16 protein-coding genes are annotated in these 21,519 nt (G+C 48.2%); 6 read left to right on the top strand and 10 right to left on the bottom strand.

Features of this window, described 5'->3' with window-relative positions:
- Positions 1–9: 9 nt before the first annotated feature.
- Positions 10–5,073, bottom strand: a complete 5,064-nt coding sequence (locus ACYVEA_RS08130) for a translocation/assembly module TamB domain-containing protein (protein ID WP_461112869.1) — start codon at positions 5,071–5,073, stop codon at positions 10–12.
- Positions 5,074–5,499: 426 nt separating this feature from the next.
- Between ACYVEA_RS08130 and ACYVEA_RS08125 the strand changes: the two genes are divergently transcribed.
- The 4 genes from ACYVEA_RS08125 (at position 5,500) to ACYVEA_RS08110 (ending at position 9,594) form a co-directional block, all read left to right on the top strand.
- Positions 5,500–6,312 carry a TerC family protein gene (locus ACYVEA_RS08125; RefSeq protein WP_461112868.1) on the top strand — a complete coding sequence of 271 codons (813 nt, stop codon included), beginning with the start codon at positions 5,500–5,502 and terminating at the stop codon, positions 6,310–6,312.
- A 66-nt stretch (positions 6,313–6,378) separates the two neighbouring features.
- Positions 6,379–7,887, top strand: a complete 1,509-nt coding sequence (locus ACYVEA_RS08120; protein WP_461112867.1) for an NADH-quinone oxidoreductase subunit N — start codon at positions 6,379–6,381, stop codon at positions 7,885–7,887.
- Between the two features lie 90 nt (positions 7,888–7,977).
- The gene (locus ACYVEA_RS08115; RefSeq protein ID WP_461112866.1) at positions 7,978–8,973 is read left to right on the top strand and encodes a bifunctional heptose 7-phosphate kinase/heptose 1-phosphate adenyltransferase; all 996 of its coding nucleotides are present in this window, start codon (positions 7,978–7,980) and stop codon (positions 8,971–8,973) included.
- 153 nt (positions 8,974–9,126) lie between these two features.
- The gene (locus ACYVEA_RS08110; protein WP_461112865.1) at positions 9,127–9,594 is read left to right on the top strand and encodes a hypothetical protein; all 468 of its coding nucleotides are present in this window, start codon (positions 9,127–9,129) and stop codon (positions 9,592–9,594) included.
- A 71-nt stretch (positions 9,595–9,665) separates the two neighbouring features.
- On the opposite strand, the gene hemE is transcribed toward ACYVEA_RS08110, so the two are convergent.
- Positions 9,666–10,694 carry a uroporphyrinogen decarboxylase gene (hemE, locus tag ACYVEA_RS08105; RefSeq protein ID WP_461112864.1) on the bottom strand — a complete coding sequence of 343 codons (1,029 nt, stop codon included), beginning with the start codon at positions 10,692–10,694 and terminating at the stop codon, positions 9,666–9,668.
- A gap of 127 nt (positions 10,695–10,821) precedes the next feature.
- On the opposite strand from hemE, the gene ACYVEA_RS08100 reads away from it, so the two are divergent.
- The gene (locus ACYVEA_RS08100) at positions 10,822–11,916 is read left to right on the top strand and encodes a glycosyltransferase family 4 protein (RefSeq protein WP_461112863.1); all 1,095 of its coding nucleotides are present in this window, start codon (positions 10,822–10,824) and stop codon (positions 11,914–11,916) included.
- A gap of 131 nt (positions 11,917–12,047) precedes the next feature.
- Entirely contained in the window at positions 12,048–13,880 is a 1,833-nt protein-coding gene (locus tag ACYVEA_RS08095) for an ABC transporter ATP-binding protein (RefSeq protein WP_461112862.1), read from the top strand.
- 8 nt (positions 13,881–13,888) lie between these two features.
- Here the strand turns inward: ACYVEA_RS08095 and ACYVEA_RS08090 are convergent, their stop codons facing one another.
- The 8 genes from ACYVEA_RS08090 to ACYVEA_RS08055 all read right to left on the bottom strand — a co-directional run bounded on the left by ACYVEA_RS08090 (position 13,889) and on the right by ACYVEA_RS08055 (position 21,487).
- Complete coding sequence (locus ACYVEA_RS08090) at positions 13,889–14,602, bottom strand: LytR/AlgR family response regulator transcription factor (protein ID WP_461112861.1); 714 nt, start codon at positions 14,600–14,602, stop codon at positions 13,889–13,891.
- Positions 14,599–15,624, bottom strand: a complete 1,026-nt coding sequence (locus tag ACYVEA_RS08085; protein ID WP_461112860.1) for a sensor histidine kinase — start codon at positions 15,622–15,624, stop codon at positions 14,599–14,601. Before ACYVEA_RS08085 ends, ACYVEA_RS08090 begins: the two co-directional genes overlap by 4 nt.
- Positions 15,625–15,693: 69 nt before the next feature.
- Entirely contained in the window at positions 15,694–16,371 is a 678-nt protein-coding gene (locus ACYVEA_RS08080) for a DUF2306 domain-containing protein (protein ID WP_461112859.1), read from the bottom strand.
- Between the two features lie 170 nt (positions 16,372–16,541).
- Entirely contained in the window at positions 16,542–17,438 is an 897-nt protein-coding gene (locus tag ACYVEA_RS08075) for an SAM hydrolase/SAM-dependent halogenase family protein (RefSeq protein WP_461112858.1), read from the bottom strand.
- Positions 17,439–17,485: 47 nt separating this feature from the next.
- A complete protein-coding gene (locus ACYVEA_RS08070) occupies positions 17,486–18,280 on the bottom strand; it encodes a bacteriorhodopsin (protein ID WP_461112857.1) in 795 nt (264 codons plus the stop codon).
- 56 nt (positions 18,281–18,336) lie between these two features.
- Positions 18,337–18,984 (bottom strand): DUF305 domain-containing protein, encoded by a 648-nt coding sequence (locus ACYVEA_RS08065; protein ID WP_461112856.1) that lies wholly within the window; start codon positions 18,982–18,984, stop codon positions 18,337–18,339.
- Between the two features lie 238 nt (positions 18,985–19,222).
- The gene (murA, locus tag ACYVEA_RS08060; RefSeq protein WP_461112855.1) at positions 19,223–20,530 is read right to left on the bottom strand and encodes a UDP-N-acetylglucosamine 1-carboxyvinyltransferase; all 1,308 of its coding nucleotides are present in this window, start codon (positions 20,528–20,530) and stop codon (positions 19,223–19,225) included.
- Between the two features lie 90 nt (positions 20,531–20,620).
- Positions 20,621–21,487: a DUF4290 domain-containing protein gene (locus tag ACYVEA_RS08055; RefSeq protein WP_461112974.1), complete on the bottom strand. Its 867-nt coding sequence runs from the start codon at positions 21,485–21,487 to the stop codon at positions 20,621–20,623.
- Positions 21,488–21,519 lie beyond the last annotated feature (32 nt).

The raw sequence follows: 21,519 nt of genomic DNA, 5'->3' as shown, positions 1-21,519 counted from the left end.
AACGACGAATTAATTCAGCGAGGGGCCGTTCGATGACCGACGGAAAATGTCGGCCAGGGTGTTGTAGTCTAACGTAATTACGAAGCCAACGCCTGTCTCAATAATATAACCATCCAATACGGCCTGGTAGTCATTCCGCCGGTAAGCCCGTAGCACGTATCGCCCATCGCGCGATACGTTGTAGTTCACAGATAGGTTATCGAACACCTGGTTGGGGTTAGCCGTCCCGGTTGTGTTTTCCAGGACAAAGTTTTTCCCGACCGATACGGTTACCCGCCCTTCCAGAAAGCTTCGTGACAGGCCCACATTCAGATCCGTGCGGGCACCCGTACCACCGCTATTACTGGCGATGTTGTTCTCCGACAATAAATTAAAGTCTACGTCAAAGCCTTTTAAAATACCCGAAGCCAGGCGGCCTAGTTGATCCGATATAAGTTTACTCACGCTACTCCGGGCAATGCCTTCAGCCTGCGAATTGAGGCCGGAGTTAGATCCCGAGAAAAAATCAGAGGTGTTCTCGGGTAAGAATCGGCTCAGAATCAGCAACGCGAAAACCTGCTTGTTCATCTGCGACTCATCCTGGCGTAGCGTTTTCAACTTATTCTCGATCTGGGTACCAAATTCGCTCGATGCCGAGGCACTGGTGTTATCTTCAACCTCTGGCAAGCGGATGTCAAAGCCCAGTTTCGGAGCGGCCAGGTTATTGCCAATGGTCAGTGCTACGTTGAACGGTAATTTCCGGTTAGCCGCGTTATTGGGCAACGTAGTGGACTCACTGCCAATCAGGTCGGCAGGTGATGTTGATACCTGATAAACAGCCGTGATGTTGATGTCGGCCTTGAGCGGATCACCCGAAAAGCTGATGTATCCACCTTTCTGAATTTTGAACTGGCGCTTTAGCACCTGATACGTCAGGGAATATTCGCCCTCCGTCACGTCGTAACGCCCTAACACCGTCATTTGTCCGGCTGCGTTGATACCCACGTTAAGCTGAGCATTGCCCCGTGCCCGCAGATAGTCGCCGTTGAGTTCATCGACAATGATGGTTAGCTCCGATTTTTCGTCGGCTTCCAGATCGAGCGAGATAGTCGAATTGCTGAGTTGATCAAACGCCAGCCGGGTTGTTTTCACGCTGTCTGATTTCGGACGATAAATGTATTTTGCCAGCGCTAATGAATCTTTGTTGTCGATAAACGTAACAATCTTGTTGGCTTCGGCCACATCTGTTGATTGGTCGGGCAGCACCATTGAAATTTTACTACCGTCTTCGAGCTTGACTTTGCCGTTTATGGATGCGTTGGAACCGGCTCCCTTAATGCGTAGATCGGCGCTGATAGCAGCCTGTCCATAGGCATAATCATTGTCTTTTCGGGCAGCGTTCAACACCTGGAAATGATCTGCCTGAACACGTAGATTATAGGCTGCGTTGGGGAGGTTTTTCAGGACAACCGTGCCATCCGTCGTTAAGATTCGGTTCTGGTCATCGCGAAGTTTGAACTTATCGAACGTAATGGTCTGGCCCGAAAAAGCTAATTTATCCTGGTCAATGTGGTACGTAGCGTTGAGTTGTTTGATGTTAAACGCAACGGAATCGAACGCGACACTGCCATCCATCTCCGGATTGTCGACGGCACCGGCTACGGTAAAGTCACCCGTGAGTTGACCTTTCGCCTGTCGAAGCTCCCCAAAGCTGAAGGCTTCGATCGTCCGGGCATCCAGCCGCTTCAGCTTAATGGCCAGGTCAAGCGCCTGCTTGGCATTGGATGGATCGTAAAATCCTGTCACGGTGGCATCATTGAAGGTGCCCACCAGTGCAGTATTAACACTGATACGTCCGTCACTGCCATTGCTGAAACGGGCCGTAAGATTGCCAATCGGTTTACTCATGACTTGTAAACTATCGACATAAATCGATCCCGTAAAGGCTAAATTACTGTTCGCCCCCATATAGTCGCGCACAATGATGGTACCATTGAGCTGACCACTGGCCAATGTAGTATCCTGATTGGCGAGCCGTGCCAGATTCGCCAGTTCAATGGCGCGGGCTGTAACCCGAATGGGAGCGTTGCCGTAAGGTTCTGTGTTACTTATTTCGAGCGATTGCTGGTCAGTTTCCAGGTGAATTCTGTTGATCAATACGCCGTCATTGCCATACTGAGCATACCCGCTGGTATCCGTTTGCCAACGCTGATAATTTGTTAGCAAGCCATTAGAGGCAAACTGAAACCGGTAGCTGGAGTCCACAACGCTGAGCGTGCCCGATAACCCATGTAAATCCTGATTAATCGAATCTTTGTTGACCACCGCAAACCGGAACTGGTTATTGGCGGCCGTACCTGTCAAATCCGTCTCGCGAATGGTGATGCCGTTGTATAATACGCCATTCACGCGGCCATTGACGAGTAATTGATTATTGGCTCCCCGTAACGCCAGGCTGCTTCCCTGCACCGTAATGGTATCGTAAACAATGATGCCGGATTGCAGCGTTGCCGAAAACGTTGTATCCCGGCTGCTGTCCAGATAAGCGTCCATCCTGACCGTATCCAGCCGGGTCAGTGCCGGGACAAACGCTTGAAGCAGTGGGTTTTGGTACGCTTTTAACCCCAGTGTAAACGCGTGTGGAGGTGGAATTTTCTTGTACGTCAGCGCGGGCAGGGCAATGTACTGGCTCAGTTCCCCCGCGACAATGTCGTAAAGCTGAGTGTACTCAAATTGCCCGTTCAGGCGCAGTTTGGCGCCTGGCAACCGGGCCACTACGTTCTTTGTTGGCCCATCGGCTGATAATTTGGCATACAACGAATCGACCGGATAAGCCTTGCCCTGCAACGTTACGACGGCGTCGCCTGCTGAAATTGTACCGACAGGTTTGGCCGGATCGGTCGAGGTCATGTCCAGCAAAATCCGGCCTTTAAGCGATAGCGGATCTTTATACAGTTTAAGCTGTTGCAGATTCAACTCGTTTATGACTGCTTCACCCGCAACACTCGGGAAGTCGCTCTGTAAACCCGCTTTAATATCCAGCGCCAGGTTGGCATTGGGGTCTTTAAGGTTACCAACAAGCGTCAGATCACCAGTTGATAATTTTCCATTGGCCACGAGGTTTTGATACGTATAGCCGCTCAGATCCGCCGATTGTATGGCCAGATCGAAGTTCGTAGTCAGCGTTTTAACGTCAATGCCACGTCCATCGACTGTAGCGCGACCAGTTACTTTACCAATGGTGCCCGTTTGTTTTAGCCATTTTCCTGCGTCGAACTCATTGAGGTTAAGCGTTCCTTTATAGGTTTGGTTTTTATTGGCCATGAAGCCTGCCAGCCGACCATTGAAATCGGCTGTGCCCCATTCCGTATTGACGTTGGCATCTAAAATAAGATCGTTCAATTGACCGTTGACTTTGCCCGTCAGTTTTATAGAAGGCGGCAGCGCAATAGACGACGGTATCGACCCTTTCGGAGCCAGCTTATTGATATCAGCTAACGTAGTGGTGGCTTCTTGCACCGTCATGTCTATGCCAAGATGATCGGGATCGGTTACGTTTGCCAGGCGACCACTGCCTCTAAGTTTCGTGCCGGATAACATCTCCAGTTCAACACGTGGCAGATTTAACGCAGCCAACGTACCAGTCGCCTGTGCATTCGCTTTGAAAACACCTCCACGATTTCCTGCGAAGGGTGGTGTATCGGCCAGAAATGGAGCGAGTTGCAGCACATCTTCTACCGACAATCGACTTTGGCGCAGATTGACCCGAACACCCACCCGTTTTGCAAAACGCGGGTCGCTCAACTGCCCCAGCGAGTCGTACCGTAGCACCATCTGGTCCCGAATGAGAGAGGTTGGTGTTTGGATATAAAGCTTCGTCAGCGTCGTTGTCGTGTCGGTATATAGCAGATTACCGTCGAGTTGCTGGAGCACAAATCCGCTCGTTGCCCGGAAGCACCCCTTGCTAACCTGCCCGCTGATACGTTGCCCGCGTTTGCCTAAATCCTGATAAACAAGAAAACGGCCGTCGATGCCCAGATTCTGAAGGTCGAGATGACCATAGTCCAATCCCGTTTTTTGCCGGGGTGCCGTTTCGTCGTCGTACCGAATGCGGTTATCGGCAAAGCGGACATTGGTAAGTTTGGCTTGCCAGCCCGGCGCCCCCGTCTCTGTAGTGGCTGAAGCTGTAGACGTAGTCGTTGTTGCTTTCTTTATAGGCTTCGTCAAAACCGCAGCAATATCGCCCCCTGTTAATTCAAGTGATTTAATACCAATTTTTGCGCCTTCCAGATAAAAATAATCGGATTCCATCGCCAGCCGCTCCGTCTTTCCTTTCGTTTTGAAATCAGCGGTTTCGACCCGAACGTCCCATTTGGCGTTCCTGATCTGCCACTTTCCTAACCCCAGATCGAGCGTGTCGCCCGGTTTGCTGGGCGCGCTGGGTGGCGTTGGTAAACCTTGGTAGAGACGGGCATAGGCATCCAAGCCCTCTACATCCACGTTCGACAGGTGGTATTTCGATTTAGCAACATCGCTTTCACTGAACGTAGCCTGAAGCCTGTTTACGTGCGTATTGACGTCAGCTCCTGTCACATCGTCCAGGTACTTGATCCGAACGTCGGTGAGTGCAACGCCCGACAGATTAATAAGCATTGGCGTAGCCGCCGTATCAACAGGGGCAGCGGGGCCAGCCGTCGTGAAGGCATCAACCAGGTATTGGAAATTGAACGTAGTGTCAGGCAGGGTGCGCTTGATATTCAAGCGAATATGCTCGAATTCAACATGATTTAGAGAGACACGGTTATTAAGCAACCCCCACATATCGAGGTCCACCCGCATCCGGCCGCCATTAATCAACGTATCGCCCTTAGGTGTTTGGAAAAACACATCTTCCAGTTCAAGCCAATCGGGAATGGAATAACTAATGCGCCCGATGTGGAATGGTGACTTTATTTTTCCGGCGAGGTACGAATTTACCTGTTTCGTCACGAATTGCTGTCCCCAGGGTGTTGTAGTAACAAGTACTACGAATCCCACGAGCAACAGCACGATGGCAAGTAAACCGAGAAGAACACGAACAAGTAGCTTCGACACAATAAATGAATTTTCCGGCTGGGAGGAAACTAATTTAATGTTGCATCGGGGCAACAAGGTTTCCCATCATAAACGCGTATAAGGGTAAATATGTTACTGATTGACTCCAAAGCTACCAAATGTCCTTAAACATCTGCTGCTTATGAAATCGAATGCCGACCCAAGATAGCCTGCCTGAAGATTGCGGAAACGGAAGCTGTTCAAACGTCGAAACTTAAAAATGGCGTGAATTTGTCATTCCGACGCAGGAGGAATGACAAATTCACGTCCAAAACAAAAGTTTACATTCACCATATAAATTCGTGCTGGCTTTTACCACTCACTAGTATTTACGCACCTTTCGTCCGTTTCGTGGCTCTTTCTTAGACAAGTTGTTGCAGACCCGGTTCGAAGCGGGTAATTTTGGCTTCCACTTCGGCTTAACCAATGAGCGATCTTTTTACTGCTGCGTCCATTATCAGCTTACTTACCCTGACATTTCTAGAAATCGTTCTGGGTATTGATAACATCATTTTTATTTCCATTGCCGCTAATAAACTGGCTCGTCAGGATCAGGCCAAAGCACGAAATATCGGCTTGGCGCTGGCCATGGGTTTCCGATTAGTGCTGCTGCTGGGTATTTCGTTTGTTATTTCCCTTAGCAAACCATTCACCCACATCGATGCAGGCTGGTTCAAAGCGGCTTTCACGGGCCAGAGCCTGATTCTGTTTGCGGGCGGTTTATTTCTGCTGTATAAAGCTACCTCCGAAATTCACCATAAGCTGGAAGGTACTGACCATGAAGAACTGGAAGGTAGCACAAAAGCTAAAACGACCGTTTCGAGCGTAGTGACGCAAATTGCGATTACGAACATCGTTTTCTCGATTGACTCGATTCTGACGGCCATCGGTCTAACCCAGAATGTGACCATCATGATGATTGCCGTTGTGCTGTCTATTTTAATCATGATGTTCTTTGCGGGTCCGGTCGGGTCATTTGTCAACGAACACCCCACCATTCAAATGCTGGGACTGGCATTCCTGATTATGATTGGGTTCATGCTGGTGGCCGAAGGCGCGCATCTGTCGGAGGTTGTTATTTTCGATCAGGAAGTCGGCACGGTTCCTAAAGGCTATCTGTATTTCGCTATCGCTTTCTCGCTGCTGGTCGAATTTCTCAATATCCGTCTCCGCAAGAAACAAACTCCTGTTCACCTGCATGAATACGATGGGCAGCCAGGTGAGGATGGAATAATTTAAATAAAGCTGTCAGTCAACAGGCTCATTTATAGTCTATTAATTGACAGCTATCGACTAAAAACTATTTTGTCCCTTACCGATCAATTAAACGACATTATCAATAGCCTCGGCGGCTTTGGGCCGGAGGTCTGGCTGTCGGCATCATTCTGTGTGTTATTGCTGGCAGAATTGATTATGCTACGTAGCCGTCGGACTCACGCTCGCCGATTACTGGCTGGTTTGAGCGTTGGTGTGGTATTGATTGCGGGTATTTGGGCTTTTCTGCTGCCAACGCGTGGATTCCTGTTTATGCACCTGATGTTTGTTGATAATCAGGCTATTTTTATTCAGGTACTGATCGCGTTGAGTGCTGTTTTTGTGTTGGTCTATGAGTTTTTGACCGTCCAGCCACAGGAGAAAACTGGCTTATCAAAATTACCGCTCGAATGGTATTCGCTATTGGTTGCCATGACATTAGGGCTGTTTTTGATGGCAATATCAGTGAACATGCTCAGTATCTATCTGAGCATCGAGCTGGTTTCCATCTCCTCCTATCTGTTAACGGCCCTTACGGCTAACCGTAAAGCATCGGAAGGAGGGATCAAATACCTGCTATTTGGTGCCATCAGTTCAGCCATTATGCTCTATGGCATGTCGTTGCTGTATGGCATGACCGGCACACTCGACATCACCGCCAACGCATTTGGAGCCGAGCTCGCCGGTCAGGATACGTCAGTAGTGGCTGTCGCTTTGTTACTGACGATGGCCGGTTTGTTGTTTAAACTCGCTGGCGTACCGTTTCACGTCTGGACGCCCGACGCGTACGAAGCCGCACCGGTACCCGTTGCCGCTTTCTTTTCGGTTGGACCCAAGGCGGCTGCGATACTGGTTCTGATGCGGGTTGTAACGGCACTACCCGCGGAGTCGCCGTTAGGTGGAACGACCGCCATGGTCGTGCAGACACCCTTGGCCGTATTGGCGCTGGCGGGCATTTTACTTGGTAATTTGTCGGCGCTACGTCAAACGGATGCGAAGCGACTGCTGGCGTATTCGACTATTGCCCACGCGGGTTTTTTACTGGTAGGCGTCGTGGCGTTGAATGATGCGGGTTTTGACGCTGTCCTATTCTACGTAGGTACGTACTTATTTATCTCGCTGGCCGCTTTTTTCCTGATTGACCTACTGGCTCAAAGTAATGGCAGTGATCTAACAATCAGCCACTTTGCGGGTCTTGGACCCAAACAGCCCGTATTGTCCATTGCCTTGACGGTGGTCATGCTGGCGTTAACAGGCCTTCCGCCAACCGTTGGTTTTACGGCCAAGCTTCTGTCATTCTCGGCCCTTTACGAAGCTTATCAGCGTAGTGGTGAGGCCTGGCTGTTAGCGCTGTTTGTACTCGGTTTACTGAACGCGCTGATTTCATTAGTCTATTATTTAAAGATTCCCTTTCTCCTGTTCTTCCGGTCGGCAAGTACTCCCCAAGAGCCTGTTCCATTGCCCAAAGCAGCTGTTTGGCTATCGATTGGATTAGTGTTTCCGGTGATTGTCCTTTTCCTCAAACCTGACCTGCTGCTAAGGTGGCTGACGGGTTGGTAATACAGGCCGTTTACTCGAACGTGTCATCTCATTTCGGAAAAAGGCTTCACTTTTCGTTTCTTTGCGCCTTCACTACGTTGTTTTTTGCCTATGAGCCCGGTGCTGGATATGAGCCTTGATGAGTTGTTCGATCAGTTTGACAACCTTCGTGTACTGATTATCGGCGACGTAATGCTCGATTCCTACGTATGGGGGCGGGTTGAGCGCATTTCCCCTGAGGCACCCGTGCCGGTAGTTACCGTCGATAGGCGCGAACTCCGGTTAGGTGGGGCGGGGAACGTACTGCTAAACGTGCAGGCATTAGGGGCTGAAGCTATTATTTGTTCCGTCATCGGTACCGACGCGCCGGGTGATCAACTCGAACAGGAACTCTGCGACCGGGGATTGAACTGCGATGGCCTCATCCGTAGTGCTGACCGTATTACGACCATTAAGGAACGTATCATTGCCGGTTCGCAGCAGGTGGTGCGGGTCGATACCGAAACGGATAAATACATTACCGACGACGAACGGGCACAGCTAGTCGCTAAAGCCAAAGATCTGATTCCAAGCTGTCACGTCGTTATTTTTGAGGATTATGATAAGGGTGTTCTGAGTAAAGAAGCGATTGCCGAAATCACCGATTTTGCCAACGAGCAGAACGTACCGACCGTCGTTGATCCCAAAAAACGCAATTTTCTGTCCTATCAGAACACGACGCTTTTCAAGCCCAATCTGAAAGAATTACGGGAGGGTCTGAACGTAGCGTTTGATGTCGACAACATGACTGAACTAGAAGCTGTTGTCGGTCGGCTAAAACATACCCTGAATTTGAAAGGTGCCCTAATTACGTTGTCAGAACGTGGTGCCTTTATCGACTACAACCATGAAACCCTGAAACTTCCAGCGCACGTCCGCAAGATTGCCGACGTATCGGGGGCGGGGGATACCGTCATCAGCATTGCCGCCTGTTGTGTGGCCTTACGTCAATCACCAGCTATTATCGCCGGTCTATCGAACCTCGGCGGGGGCTTGGTCTGTGAATCGGTGGGCGTGGTGCCAATCAACAAAGCGCAGTTGAAAGAAGAAGCCAAAGAGAATTTGTGATGTAGCCTGCGTTTGGAGGCCAAAGCTATGCGTTCTGGTCTGACTTAGCCGATTGAGAACGAGGTTGTTGCAGGCTATGTGTCTATTTTAAAATATCGATTAAGTATACAAGAGGAAAGCACTTGAGCGTTAGCGTAGTAAACGCTCAACGACATGAACAAATTGATTCTATTTCTGTCATTTATCGGTCTGGTAAGCTGTCAATCGGATGACCAACCTTCTGACGTGGCGGCTCGGGCATCCGGCAAATATGTAGTGCAGTATTACGTAGTAAATGGTGATACCCTCTATTCAGCAAAGGGAGTTAATAAAATTGACGTCAGTGATTTCTACGTTCAGGTAGACCGTAAGGAACCCGATTCAGTACGTGTCGGAATCTTTTATACAAAAAATGGCTTCAATCCCACCCTTGCCTTGCGAGACGTTGGTGTGAGTGAGACGAATGGTAAATTCCAACTGTCTGCCAGGACGGAACCGCTCGCAACGTATGAAGGTAGAATAGAAGGGAATACCTTTTATGAGCATACAGAAGGATCAGCTATTATGGTTTGGCTTACAAACTCGCCACCAGTTCCAGCCAGTTCAATAGTAAAAGGAGTAGTTATCTCAGCGCAAAAATAGTTGGAAATAAATAAGGTCAGACTTGGCAAATCATTTGCTGCGCCTGACCTTAATGCTTTAAACGTCATTCACTAGATCGTTCCCAGTTCCTTCACCGTATCAACAAAACACCGGGCTTTGTCGGGGTTGGTATCAGGATAGATGCCGTGGCCGAGGTTAGCGATGTAATGCTGGCGACCAAACCCATCGAACATTTGCTTTACTTCCGCCCGGATCTGGGCAAAATCTGCATAGAGAACACAAGGATCTAGATTCCCCTGCAAAACCCGATCTGGAATCAATTGCCGTGACTCGTGCGGGTCCATATTCCAGTCCAGCCCTACGACGTCGCAACTCAACTGTCCAATTTCGTGTCGGGCGAAGAACGCTCCCTTGGCAAAAACGGTCACTGGTGTATCGGTAATAAGGTCACAGATTTGCTTGATGTAGGGCAGCGAAAACGTCCGGTACTGATCTGGTGATAGAATACCGGCCCAGGAATCGAAAATCTGTACCAAATCGGCTCCGGCTCGTACCTGTGCCTGTAAATAGGCAATTGTGCTGTCGGTAATTTGCTGAAGCAGCGCGTGGGCAAAATCGGGGTCCGTATAGAGCAGCTTTTTGGCAACCGAGAAGGTTTTAGAGCCGTGGCCTTCGGTCATGTAACAGAAGATTGTGAACGGGGCGCCAGCAAATCCAATGAGGGGCACCCGGCCATTCAGCTCTTTTTTTGTCAGTTTTATGGCATCCAGTACGTAACCCAGATCACTTTCGGCATCGGCAACGCGCAAATGACTCATGTCATTCATGTTGCGGACGGTTTTCGGAAAAAGCGGCCCCTTGCTCTCGATCATTTCATAAGGCAACCCCATTGCTTCGGGCACCACCAGGATGTCGGAGAAAATAATAGCGGCATCCACATCGAACGCATCCACGGGCTGAATCGTCACTTCAGCAGCCAATTCGGGGGTTTTGGCCAGCGTAATGAAACTGCCAGCCCGCTCCCGGACCACTCGATATTGGGGTAGTACACGACCTGCCTGGCGCATCATCCATACCGGTACTCGTTCGGTCAACTCGCCCCGTGCGGTGCGGAGCAATAAGTCATTTTGTAAAATCATGCCGCAAATATCCGAACTAACATGACGCTGACAGACTGTTGTTCAGGAATATTATGTGCAATGGCAAGAATAATTAGCTACGTGTATTTCCTAAGATTTCTCAATTTTGCCAAAATTAGAAAATCTGATGCCCTCTCTCTTTATAGATGCCGAACGCCTGCGCGACCTGAATAGCGGTTTAGGACAGGTTTGTCTGCACCTCAGTCGTGAACTTGTTCGGCAGTGTCCGCCAGACTGGAACCTGACATTTCTTGTGCCAAAAGGCAAAAGTGGCGCTTTTGGTGATAAGGCGAAATACATTGAAGCGTCGTGGCTGAAAAAGCTTTCGATTTCGGGAAAGTATGACGTCTGGCACTGCCTGCATCAGGATTCTGATTACCTGCCCAGTCAGTCTGGAAGTAAGACCGCCAAGTTGATGCTGACGATTTATGACCTTAATTTTCTGGAACGAGCTGATTACTCAACAGCAAAAAAAGGGCGTAAGCTAGGCAAGCTTCAGCGCAAAATTAATCGGGCGTCTCTGCTGACGGCCGGGTCGGCTTATACCGCTTCGGTCGTTAGAGAACACCTGCATATTGCCGACGCATTGCCCTTAAAAGTGGTTTATACGGGTGTAGCCGTTAGCGAGCGGGACTTGCCACCTGATACGTCCCAACCGTCGTTTATGGACGGGAGCGACAGTCCCTATTTCTTATTCGTTGGGGTTGTTCATCCCAAAAAGAATGTTCATACACTGCTGCCATTGCTCGAAGCTTTCCCCGATTATCGCTTAGTGTTGGCTGGGCCAGATCGTCATCCGTATGCGCAGCACATCCGTGAGCAGGCTCAGAAACTCGGCATTGCAGATCGACTCATTATGCCGGGATCAGTTGATGAGATAACTAAATTGTGGCTCTACGCGCATTGTGAGGCCTTTTTGTTTCCGTCTCTATCGGAAGGCTTTGGTTTGCCCGTTGCCGAAGCCATGACGTTTGGTAAGCCCGTTTTCATCTCGAAACTAACCAGTCTTCCTGAAGTTGGTGGTAACGACGCGTATTATTTTGAGAATTTCGAGCCAGAAAGCATGGCTAAAATTCTCCATGATGGCCTGAATGACTTCGGTCAGAACTCGTTACGTGAAGGTCGACTACGTAAGCGAGCTGCTGGCTTCAGTTGGCCAAGCGTCGCTGGAGAATACTGGAAATTGTATCAGGAACTAGCATCAGGACAAATCGGCCGGTGAGTGTCTGAACCGGGATTTGTGTGATTTTCTTGACCGACTGTGATTTTGCTTTCAACGAAAGCTAGCTAATAAAATCATAGTAAGTCAAGAAAATCATATAAATCCTGGTTCAGATTACCTTTGCACCACTAATGAAAACTTATCTTCGTTTACTCTCGTTTGCTAAACCGCTGGGCCGCTTCCTAACACCCTTCGTACTGACGTCGCTGGTGGCTAGTGTATTTGGTGTGTTGAACTTTACATTGCTTATTCCGCTGCTCAGTATCCTGTTCGACAAGGTGGATACCAAAGAAATGCAATCGTTTCTGAGCCAATCTGCCCCATCCCTCACTACGTCGCCAGCAGGCTTTTTTCGGTACTATTTCGCTCAGGTATTTCAGCAGTATGGTAAAGTGGGGGCGCTTCAATTCGTCTGTATTGTAATTGTCATATCTGTATTGCTGAATAATTTATTTAAATACTTATCCGTCAGGCAATTAGAGTCATTTAAGGCGCGCATGGTAGCTAAACTGCGTGAAGCTGTGTTTAGCCGAACGCTGAATCTGCATCTCGGATTTTTCTCGAATGAGCGAAAAGGAAACCTTATTTCCCGCATTACCACTGATGTTCAGGAGGTTGAAAATTCAATTGCTAATACGCTCTCTGCGGCCTCGAAAGAGGTTTTTTTGCTGGTGGGCTACATTATTGCATTGCTGAGTATTTCGGTTAAACTAACGTTATTCGCCATCATTGTTATTCCGATTTCAGGCGGTTTTATTGCTACGCTCGTTCGGCGAATGAAGCGGGACGCGCAGGAAGGGCAGAGACGGCTCAGTAGTCTGGTGAGCTTGCTGGATGAAACCTTTGGCGGCATGCGTGTCGTGAAAGGCTTTGTCGCCGAAGGATTTATTCTGAATAAATTCCGGCAAGAAAATGATGGCTATCGAAATGCGATTCGTTCACTGGCGAACCGGCGCGAACTGGCGTCGCCGTTTTCGGAAGTCATGGGCGTAGCGGTGGTGGCTGGCATTCTATTCTACGGCGGTTCACTGGTTTTGAGTGGACAATCCGATCTGACAGCGGCTGAATTTATCTCGTATATCGCTATTTTCTCCCAGGTAACGCGCCCGGCCAAGGATATATCGAACGCCTTCAGCGGATCACAGCGTGGACTTACGTCAGGCGAACGGGTTCTCGAACTGATTGATACACAACCGGCTATTCAGGATAAGCCTAATGCTGTGACGCTTGATACCTTCCACGATCGAATTTCGGTGCAGAACGTATCATTTTCTTACAACATCGATACCCCTGTGCTACGTGACATTAGTTTCGACTTGCCGAAGGGAAAAACGATTGCGTTGGTGGGCTCATCGGGCGGAGGAAAGTCAACCATTGCCGACCTGATTCCACGCTTTTATGATCCTACATCTGGTACGATCATGATTGACGGCGTGGACATGCGTGATTGCACCGTAGCGTCGTTGCGGGAGCAGATGGGCATTGTCACGCAGGAGAGTATCTTGTTCAACGATACCATATTCAACAATATTGCTTTCGGTAGTAGCGCTACGGAAGCCGAAATTATAGACGCTGCCCGAATTGCCAATGCCCATACCTTCATTATGGAGCAGCCTGATGGGTACCAGACCCTGATTGGTGATCGGGGAGGTAAACTATCGGGGGGGCAACGACAACGTATCAGTATTGCCCGAGCGATCCTCAAAAATCCACCCATCCTGATTCTGGACGAAGCAACGTCGGCACTGGATACCGAATCCGAGAAGTTAGTGCAGGAAGCCCTTACGCGCCTGATGACCAATCGCACAACCCTTGTGATTGCCCACCGGCTAAGTACCATCCAACACGCTGATGAAATTCTGGTAGTGAATCAGGGACGTATCGTTGAGCGGGGCCGCCATGATGAATTGCTGACCCTGGATGAAGGATTTTATCGGAAATTAAGTACGATGCAAAGCGTTTGATTCGTCCGTTAATTTCCTGATCGATTGAGTATACGCTCAATATTTTCCTTATAAAAATCTCCCACGGGAATTTCTGTTTCGCCAATACAAACAAAGTCGCGTTTTATAGCTGTGATTTTACTGACGGCCACCAGAAACGATTTGTGCGTTCGCACAAAACCGGAAGCCGGAAGTTTTTCCTCCATCGCTCGGATCGACATTCGGGTCAGTACGGGCTTACGTGAGGAAGAAAGGTAAATCTTGATGTAATCCTTTAGTCCCTCGATATACGTAATGTCAGATGCCACGATTTTGACGAGTGTATATTCAACATTGACAAAAAAATCGTCCGGCTCGGGGGATGGTTGTGCCAGGCTATTTTGTTGCAGCCGGAACAATTCATGGGCTCGATTGCTGGCTTTCAGGAAACGCTCGAAACTGAATGGTTTCAGCAGATAATCTACGACCTGTAAACTAAATCCTTCCAGGGCGTAGTGTTCATAAGCGGTAACCAGAATAACCAGGGGTGGTTTGTGGAGTGATTGAAGAAACTGAATCCCGGTAAGCCGGGGCATCTGAATATCTAAAAAGAGCAAATCGATGGATGCTGTCTGTAGAACTTCATTGGCTTCCAATGCATTTTTACAGCTTTTTACCAACTGTAAAAAAGGAATCTGCCTGATCGTATCTTCCAGCAATTCACGAACCAGTTGTTCATCATCGATCACCAGACATCGCATCATATCAGTTGTACAGTTAAAGTACTGTGAAACCAGTTATCGGTGTCAGTTATTGACAACGTATACTTACCCCGATAAAGCAACTCTAACCGAGCCTTCAGATTGCGAAGGCCTATGCCCGAGTTCGTGTCTTTGCTGACAGCCGATTCAGGGTCAAATTTATTCTGTACGTCAAATATCAATTGTTCCTGATTCGCCGATAAATGGATGCGAATCTGTGGATTTTCGGTTGATCCAAGGCCGTGCTTAAACGCATTTTCTACGAAAGGAATCAGCAACATAGGCTCAATTAGGCACGCATGAGAAACATCGTCTACCGCCAGTTGATAATAAATAGGCGTCTCCTGTCCAAAGCGCAGTTTCTGTAAGTCAACGTAACTGGTGAGGTAGTCAATTTCTGTCTGAAGCGCAATTTTTTTGCCCTGTGTATCATATAGCATATAACGCATCAGATCCGAAAGCATCAGCAGTGATGGCTCTACCTGATCTGATTTTTTTCGGGCTAAGGAAACCAGATTAGTTAACACATTAAACAAAAAGTGCGGACTGATTTGAGAACGCAGAAATTTTAATTCCGCGCTTAGTTGCTCGGCCTGCTTTTGGGCCTGCTGTTTCTCCAACCGAATTTGGTCGATGATTTTCCGATAGACGATACTAATGAAAAAAAAAGCAATCGAAGGCCCAAAGACAAATTTATACGAAATGGGATTTTTAAGAACATCCGGTAGCCAGAATGCCAGAATGTGATATTTTAACTCCAGTGAACTCCCGACTAACGCAATACTCGCTAGCAGATATAGCCACCAGAAACGTCGATTTAGCCACTTAGGGTACAGATAAAACGCGTTGATATAGAAAATTGCCATGTGAATCAGGCCGGCCGCCGGGAAGAACGCGCCGGGGATATCACCTATCTTATAACCATTGGCTGCCGTAGAGACAACGTACGGCAACAGTAACTGCGTGCTCCAGATCAATACGTGAAAGGCGATATGGATCAACCTGGGACTGAACGGTATAGTCATTGAGCCAGCCGTATTGTATGAATCGTTTATCCGTAATGAGATCTTTTGTGAAGATAGTGATTCACCACTTTATTTTCCTGGCTGGGTATAATCAATCCATACTTCAGCAACAATTAGGTGCAGCACGAAGCCAAGCCAAAAGCCAGTCCCAAAAAATTCAGCGATCGTTAAGCCTGACCATGAACTGGTTGCAAACAGAACGGCATTAACGAGCCGAATAGTGGCTACCGCCAGACCAATGGCGTAAGCACGGATGATCCATTCCCGGTGCAAGGCAATGTTACGTTGCCGGATGTGACGGAAAGCTTTGTAGATGGCAACCAGAAAGAATATCGAAAATAACGTAGTCGCTGCCGCCTGATTGAACCCACCGATGGACGGCATGGCGAGGCTCATCAGTAAGGCCGTCAAGCCAATGATTGTACTGCTTAATAGAAAAATTCGTCCACTTCGGCGATGCCAAGCTGGATAATTACGCCGGATTTTTCTACTGAATTGAATAGGGCCTAATGTGACAAATAGCAGCGCAGGAACAATATGAATCAGCGTTAAAAACGGATAATGAGCAAATATCGCGTCTGTCTCACTAAAGGGTGATGCTGGTTTGGATGACACTGCTGGCCGATACCCATTCACAAGAATAGGCACCAGGAGGATGGTTCTGCGTACCACAATTCCAATCCCGATCAACGATAACAGGATCAGTGCGCCATACCCGAAACGAATCGTCATTTTGCCTGTTTGCATATGCTTTCTTTAGATGCTCTCGATAGATCTACTATCTATTGAGGTCGAAGCTAACTAAAGAAGAAATGATCGGGTGGAACACTAGACAAACGAGGTAAATTCGTAGAGCAAACAGGCAAGTCTGACTACATGAATTTCCCATCTGGCAATCGAATCGTTTATAAAGGGTGTTACCTGCTTACCTTAATCGTCCAGTCGGCTCCACTGAAGACTTTGTATTTATCCGAAAAATTGCCCTGATTAACAGCAATTGAAAAATTCAGTAGACTGTTAATATAGGCGACGTCGGTGCTGATAGGGACTTCTCCGAACGTATTAACCAACTGCACTGACTTGTCGTACAGGATTTTACTTTTCTGGAAAATCTGGATACGTAGTTTCTCGCCCGGTTTAATGCCGAGCTGGTCAATCATTGCTTTGGGGATATTGCTCCAAACATTGCCGTACTGAACATCAAGAACCGGGATATTACCCTGGACCAGGCCGTTTATATAGTCTGCTTTCTGATACGGCAACCGAACTACTTCATTGGGGAGCCTTGGACCTACCTGCTCAAATGTAATGGTACGTGACGCCAGCCGGGCGGCTGTATACGCATACACATCCCGCCCGTGAAACGTATACGACGCAGTTGAATTTTTCAGCCGGTTAATGGCTTCATCAATCTGCCGTACTTCCTGAATACCAAGATGTTCGGCTATCAACGTCAGTGTGCCGTTATCGGGTGTGACGATGTAATGTCCAGAGTTCGTTAGCATAACAACCGAATGCCGCTCTGTGCCAACACCCGGATCGCAGACGGATACAAATACCGTTCCTTTTGGATAATAGGGCACCGTTTGGTGAAGTCGATAAGCGGCTTCCCAAATGTTATAGGCCGGAATTTCGTGGGTGAGATCAAACAGTTTCAGCTCTGACGATACACCGAGCGCCACACCTTTCATGGCCGAAACGGCCCCATCTTTCAGCCCAAAATCAGATTGAAAGACGACAATACCATTTTGAGCAAAAACGAGTTGTTTAGCAAAGAGGACAAGCAGTACCGCTACGTTGTAAAAGATACGCATAGCAACAAAGTTTGATGGGTGAGATCAAGGCAAAATTTTCAACGCTGCTAGTTTCTTAAGGTTTTAAGGCTGCCAAAATTCAGTATAAGCCCTACCCCAATGTAGGTAGCGATGTCTCCAATAGTATAAACAATATGAATCCAGTTAAAATCAAGATCAACAACTGTCAGTACATACCCAAGTAGATAAACGCCCCAGAACGTAGCAATTATGAGTGATACTTGTCGATAGACACGTTGTTGATTGAGTGAAATCTGGTCGATAAACTGTTTCCAGAGCCGATATAGTGCTAATAAAATTACTACGTAGCTCAGTGCCGAAATGGCCCCCCAAATCAACTTGGGACCAGCTAAGACTTCGTTGTCAAATGAAAGCTGCTGATGGCCGATGTAGCCAGCCAAAACCATGAAAAAACTAGCCGTCAGCAACGTAGTAAGCTGGCGCTTAATCACAATTAGCTCGGCCTTGAGTACAAAAACTACCTGAATCAGCAACAGCGGTGTTGTGACGGCCCAGGCCATATATCGGTATTGGCCGATGGCGCTATACGATTCGCGGATGAGCGTTTGTCGGTCGTTGATGTCCGTCACGGTAGCCAACTCCGCCAGCATGTTGTGGTAATAGGATTGGATAACGTAATAGGAGGCACCTGCTATGACTGCAATAACGGCCGTCAACGCGTGTAAAACACGGTATTCTGAAGAGACAGTTGACTGTGTAGTCAGCGTAAAAATGAAATTTCCTATAAATGCAAACATGGTCACGACTAAGAAAAAGTACGTGACCATGGGCAAAAGGCCAACGACGCCCGCCGTTGGAATGAATGTGTTAGTTACGTCCATGAATGCAATAATGGTCGGCTTGAAGATACAGCCATTACAGCATTCATAATAACTTTTTATTTAGGCTGCTGCGCCTTAATCGAATTGATTTGCTGTTTCGACTTGTCAATCAATTGCTGCGCATAGGTTTTCAGCGTGGCATTATTGCCATATTGCAGATAAGTGGTCGCCATATCGATGGCATCCTGACGCTGGTCAAGCATAAGTACTGAAAAGTTCTTATCCAGATTGTTGGTCAGCTTGTCGCTGGAGCCAGTCTGTTGCAATTTCAAGCTCATCGCTTCAATATTGCGACTTTGTTGTTGGGTGAAAGCCTGGTTAGGACGAGTTGGTTTTAATTGACGCATCGTCCCATCAAGTAACGTAATGTCGGCTGCAGTACCAGGTAGCAACGACTTTGCCATTTGTGTCAAGGCGGTGTCTTTCCCATTCTGGATTTCCTGGTTCAATAAGTTCTGTGTTCCCTGCGCATGAATTTTAGCCTGAAAAGCGTAGTCAAAATCGGGATCGCCTGTCGCTGACAATTTCTTTAGTTGTGTAATTGTCTGTTGTAAAGGAGTAAGGAGTGTTGTTTTTGCTGGATCACCGCTAGCCGTACTGGCGGTTGTACCGCTGGTTGTCGCCTGAGCGCAGGCTGCTAATGAGCCACCGGCCAGCATAACAGCCAGTGCCCAGATTGATACGTTGGATTTTAGCGTTTTCATTGTTTCTATTAATTTATAAAGTCTTGACGTCGGTAAGTTAACCGGGTTACATACTAAAGACAAAAATTAATAGAGAAGGTTTAGTGAAGGTGATTTGGCACGAAGCATAAGAACTTAAAATTTGATGCAATCCGACCATTGCTCAACCCGCTGTACTTCAGGGGAGTTAAACCCTATTCAACTAAAACAGACAGCAATTTTTGCTGTCTGTTTTAGTTGAATAGAAAAGTATATGTGGTTACAACCGTATGATCTCGGCACCAATGGCGTTCAGGCGCGTGTCGATGTGCTGGTAACCCCGATCAATCTGTTCAATGCTATCAATGATGCTGGTTCCTTTGGCCGACATAGCGGCAATAAGCAACGCAACTCCCGCCCGAATATCAGGCGACGACATGCGAATACCCTTAAGCGGAATTTGCCGGTTTAGGCCCACAACCGTAGCGCGGTGTGGGTCGCAAAGGATAATCTGGGCACCCATGTCGATCAGTTTATCTACGAAAAATAGCCGACTTTCGAACATCTTCTGATGGATAAGCAGCGTACCCTGTGCCTGTACAGCCGTTACGAGGACGATACTTAGTAAATCGGGGGTGAAGCCGGGCCAGGGTGCATCGGCAACGGTCATCATGCCGCCATCCAGGAAGCTCTCAATTTGATAGTGATCCTGAGCGGGAATGAAAATATCGTCGCCCCGAAACTCCATCTGGATACCAAGCCGTTTGAATTGATCGGGAATAATGCCCAACTGCGGAATCTGGCAGTTTTTGATCGTAATTTCCGACTGAGTCATGGCCGCCATACCAATGAACGAGCCAATTTCGATCATGTCAGGCAGCATCGTATGTTCGGTACCCTGTAGTTCCGAAACGCCCTCAATTGTCAGCAGGTTAGAGCTAACGCCCGAAATCTTCGCGCCCATTGAATTGAGCATTTTGCACAATTGCTGAAGATAAGGCTCACAGGCAGCATTATAAATCGTGGTGATACCTTCGGCCATCACAGCGGCCATCAATACGTTGGCGGTACCCGTTACCGACGCTTCGTCGAGGAGCATATAGGTGCCCCGCAAATTGCTGGCATCCACCTGATAATAGCCGCCATCATTGGCATCGTAGTTAAACCGGGCACCCAGTTTCTCAAACCCCAGAAAGTGGGTATCCAACCGTCGACGGCCAATTTTGTCGCCACCGGGCCGGGGAATGCGTCCTTTTTTGAAGCGGGCCAGCATCGGGCCAAGCAACATAACGGAACCACGTAGGGCGGCTGCTTTGCGTTTATACGTATCACTTTCCAGATAGTCAAGATTAACGTCGCTGGCCTGGAAACGGTACGAACTTTCACCGATTTTCGTTACCCAGACACCCAGATCTCCCAGTAAGTCAATCAGTTGGTTGACATCACGAATGTTGGGGATATTATGAATCGTGACAGGTTCTTTGGTCAATAAGACGGCGCAGAGAATTTGTAACGCTTCATTTTTCGCTCCCTGCGGAACGAGTTCGCCATTGAGTTTGCGTCCGCCTGTAATTTGAAAGGATGCCATTCTTGGAATTATAAATGATGAATTATAAATGATGAATAATGCTGATATCTTTTTTTATCATTTATAATTCATCATTCATAATTAAGAAAACTACCGCCGACGGCGGTCGTTGTTGCGATTTGGACCGTCGTTCCGGTCGCGATTATTGCCGCGTGACCCATCTGACCCATCACCCCGATTCCGGTTATTGAAGTTACGTGGCGCGCCGGGTCCACCACCATCGCGATCGTTGCGGTTGTTTGGACGATTTGGCGCCCCTGGTCCATTATTCCGGTTATTGAAGTTACGTGGCGCGCCGGGTCCGCCACCATCGCGATCGTTGCGATTGTTTGGCCGCCCCTGGTTCGAGCCGCCATCGCGATCGTTCCGGTTACGCTGGTTGCCTTCGCGGTAATTATTGCCAACCCGCTGTGGTTGATCGCCAGTACGTTCACGGGGCGTTGCTTCGACTAATCCCTGTTCCCGAATGAGTTTTATGTCATCGTACAGTTTCCCGTTCGACAGTTCGATCAGGCTTTGGTAAATGGTCTCGTCTTCCACCGACTCCTTGTTCCATGCCTGATAAAACGTGCGCATCAGCCGTGTTAGGTATGAAACAAACGCCCGTCGTTCGTCGGGCTCTTCCAGTGCAATGGCTTTCGCTACCAATAAATCCACGTTTCGCCCGAAATGCTTGAATTTCAGGTTGTGCGTATTATAGGGAACTCGTTGGGGTTTTTTGCCCAGCGCTTCTTCTGATGGCGGGGGGTAGGGGCTATCTACATCCAGCGTAAAACCAGACATAATATACAGGTCGTCCCACAATTTATTGTAGTAGTCCTGCCCATCCTTCATGTTAGGGTGAATCTGCCGCATCAGCTCAATCAGGATATGCGCATAACGGGTGCGCTTTTCCCGATCTTCGATGTTGACCATGTTGTCAACTAACTTTTGGATACTACTGCCGTATTCTTTCAATGGCCTTGACGGATTCGTTATAAAGAAAACAA

This window comes from Spirosoma jeollabukense (assembly GCF_054777855.1).
Note: the sequence above shows the minus strand (reverse complement) of the source record. Positions and strands in the feature narration are given on the sequence as shown.

Bases quoted from the DNA above. Each gene is read 5' to 3' on its own strand.
- ACYVEA_RS08125 (WP_461112868.1), top strand. From the start codon at position 5,500: ATGAGCGATCTTTTTACTGCTGCGTCCATTATCAGCTTACTTACCCTG.
- ACYVEA_RS08115 (WP_461112866.1), top strand. From the start codon at position 7,978: ATGAGCCCGGTGCTGGATATGAGCCTTGATGAGTTGTTCGATCAGTTT.
- ACYVEA_RS08110 (WP_461112865.1), top strand. From the start codon at position 9,127: ATGAACAAATTGATTCTATTTCTGTCATTTATCGGTCTGGTAAGCTGT.
- hemE (WP_461112864.1), bottom strand. From the start codon at position 10,694: ATGATTTTACAAAATGACTTATTGCTCCGCACCGCACGGGGCGAGTTG.
- ACYVEA_RS08100 (WP_461112863.1), top strand. From the start codon at position 10,822: ATGCCCTCTCTCTTTATAGATGCCGAACGCCTGCGCGACCTGAATAGC.
- ACYVEA_RS08095 (WP_461112862.1), top strand. From the start codon at position 12,048: ATGAAAACTTATCTTCGTTTACTCTCGTTTGCTAAACCGCTGGGCCGC.
- ACYVEA_RS08090 (WP_461112861.1), bottom strand. From the start codon at position 14,602: ATGATGCGATGTCTGGTGATCGATGATGAACAACTGGTTCGTGAATTG.
- ACYVEA_RS08085 (WP_461112860.1), bottom strand. From the start codon at position 15,624: ATGACTATACCGTTCAGTCCCAGGTTGATCCATATCGCCTTTCACGTA.
- ACYVEA_RS08080 (WP_461112859.1), bottom strand. From the start codon at position 16,371: ATGCAAACAGGCAAAATGACGATTCGTTTCGGGTATGGCGCACTGATC.
- ACYVEA_RS08075 (WP_461112858.1), bottom strand. From the start codon at position 17,438: ATGCGTATCTTTTACAACGTAGCGGTACTGCTTGTCCTCTTTGCTAAA.
- ACYVEA_RS08070 (WP_461112857.1), bottom strand. From the start codon at position 18,280: ATGGACGTAACTAACACATTCATTCCAACGGCGGGCGTCGTTGGCCTT.
- ACYVEA_RS08065 (WP_461112856.1), bottom strand. From the start codon at position 18,984: ATGAAAACGCTAAAATCCAACGTATCAATCTGGGCACTGGCTGTTATG.
- murA (WP_461112855.1), bottom strand. From the start codon at position 20,530: ATGGCATCCTTTCAAATTACAGGCGGACGCAAACTCAATGGCGAACTC.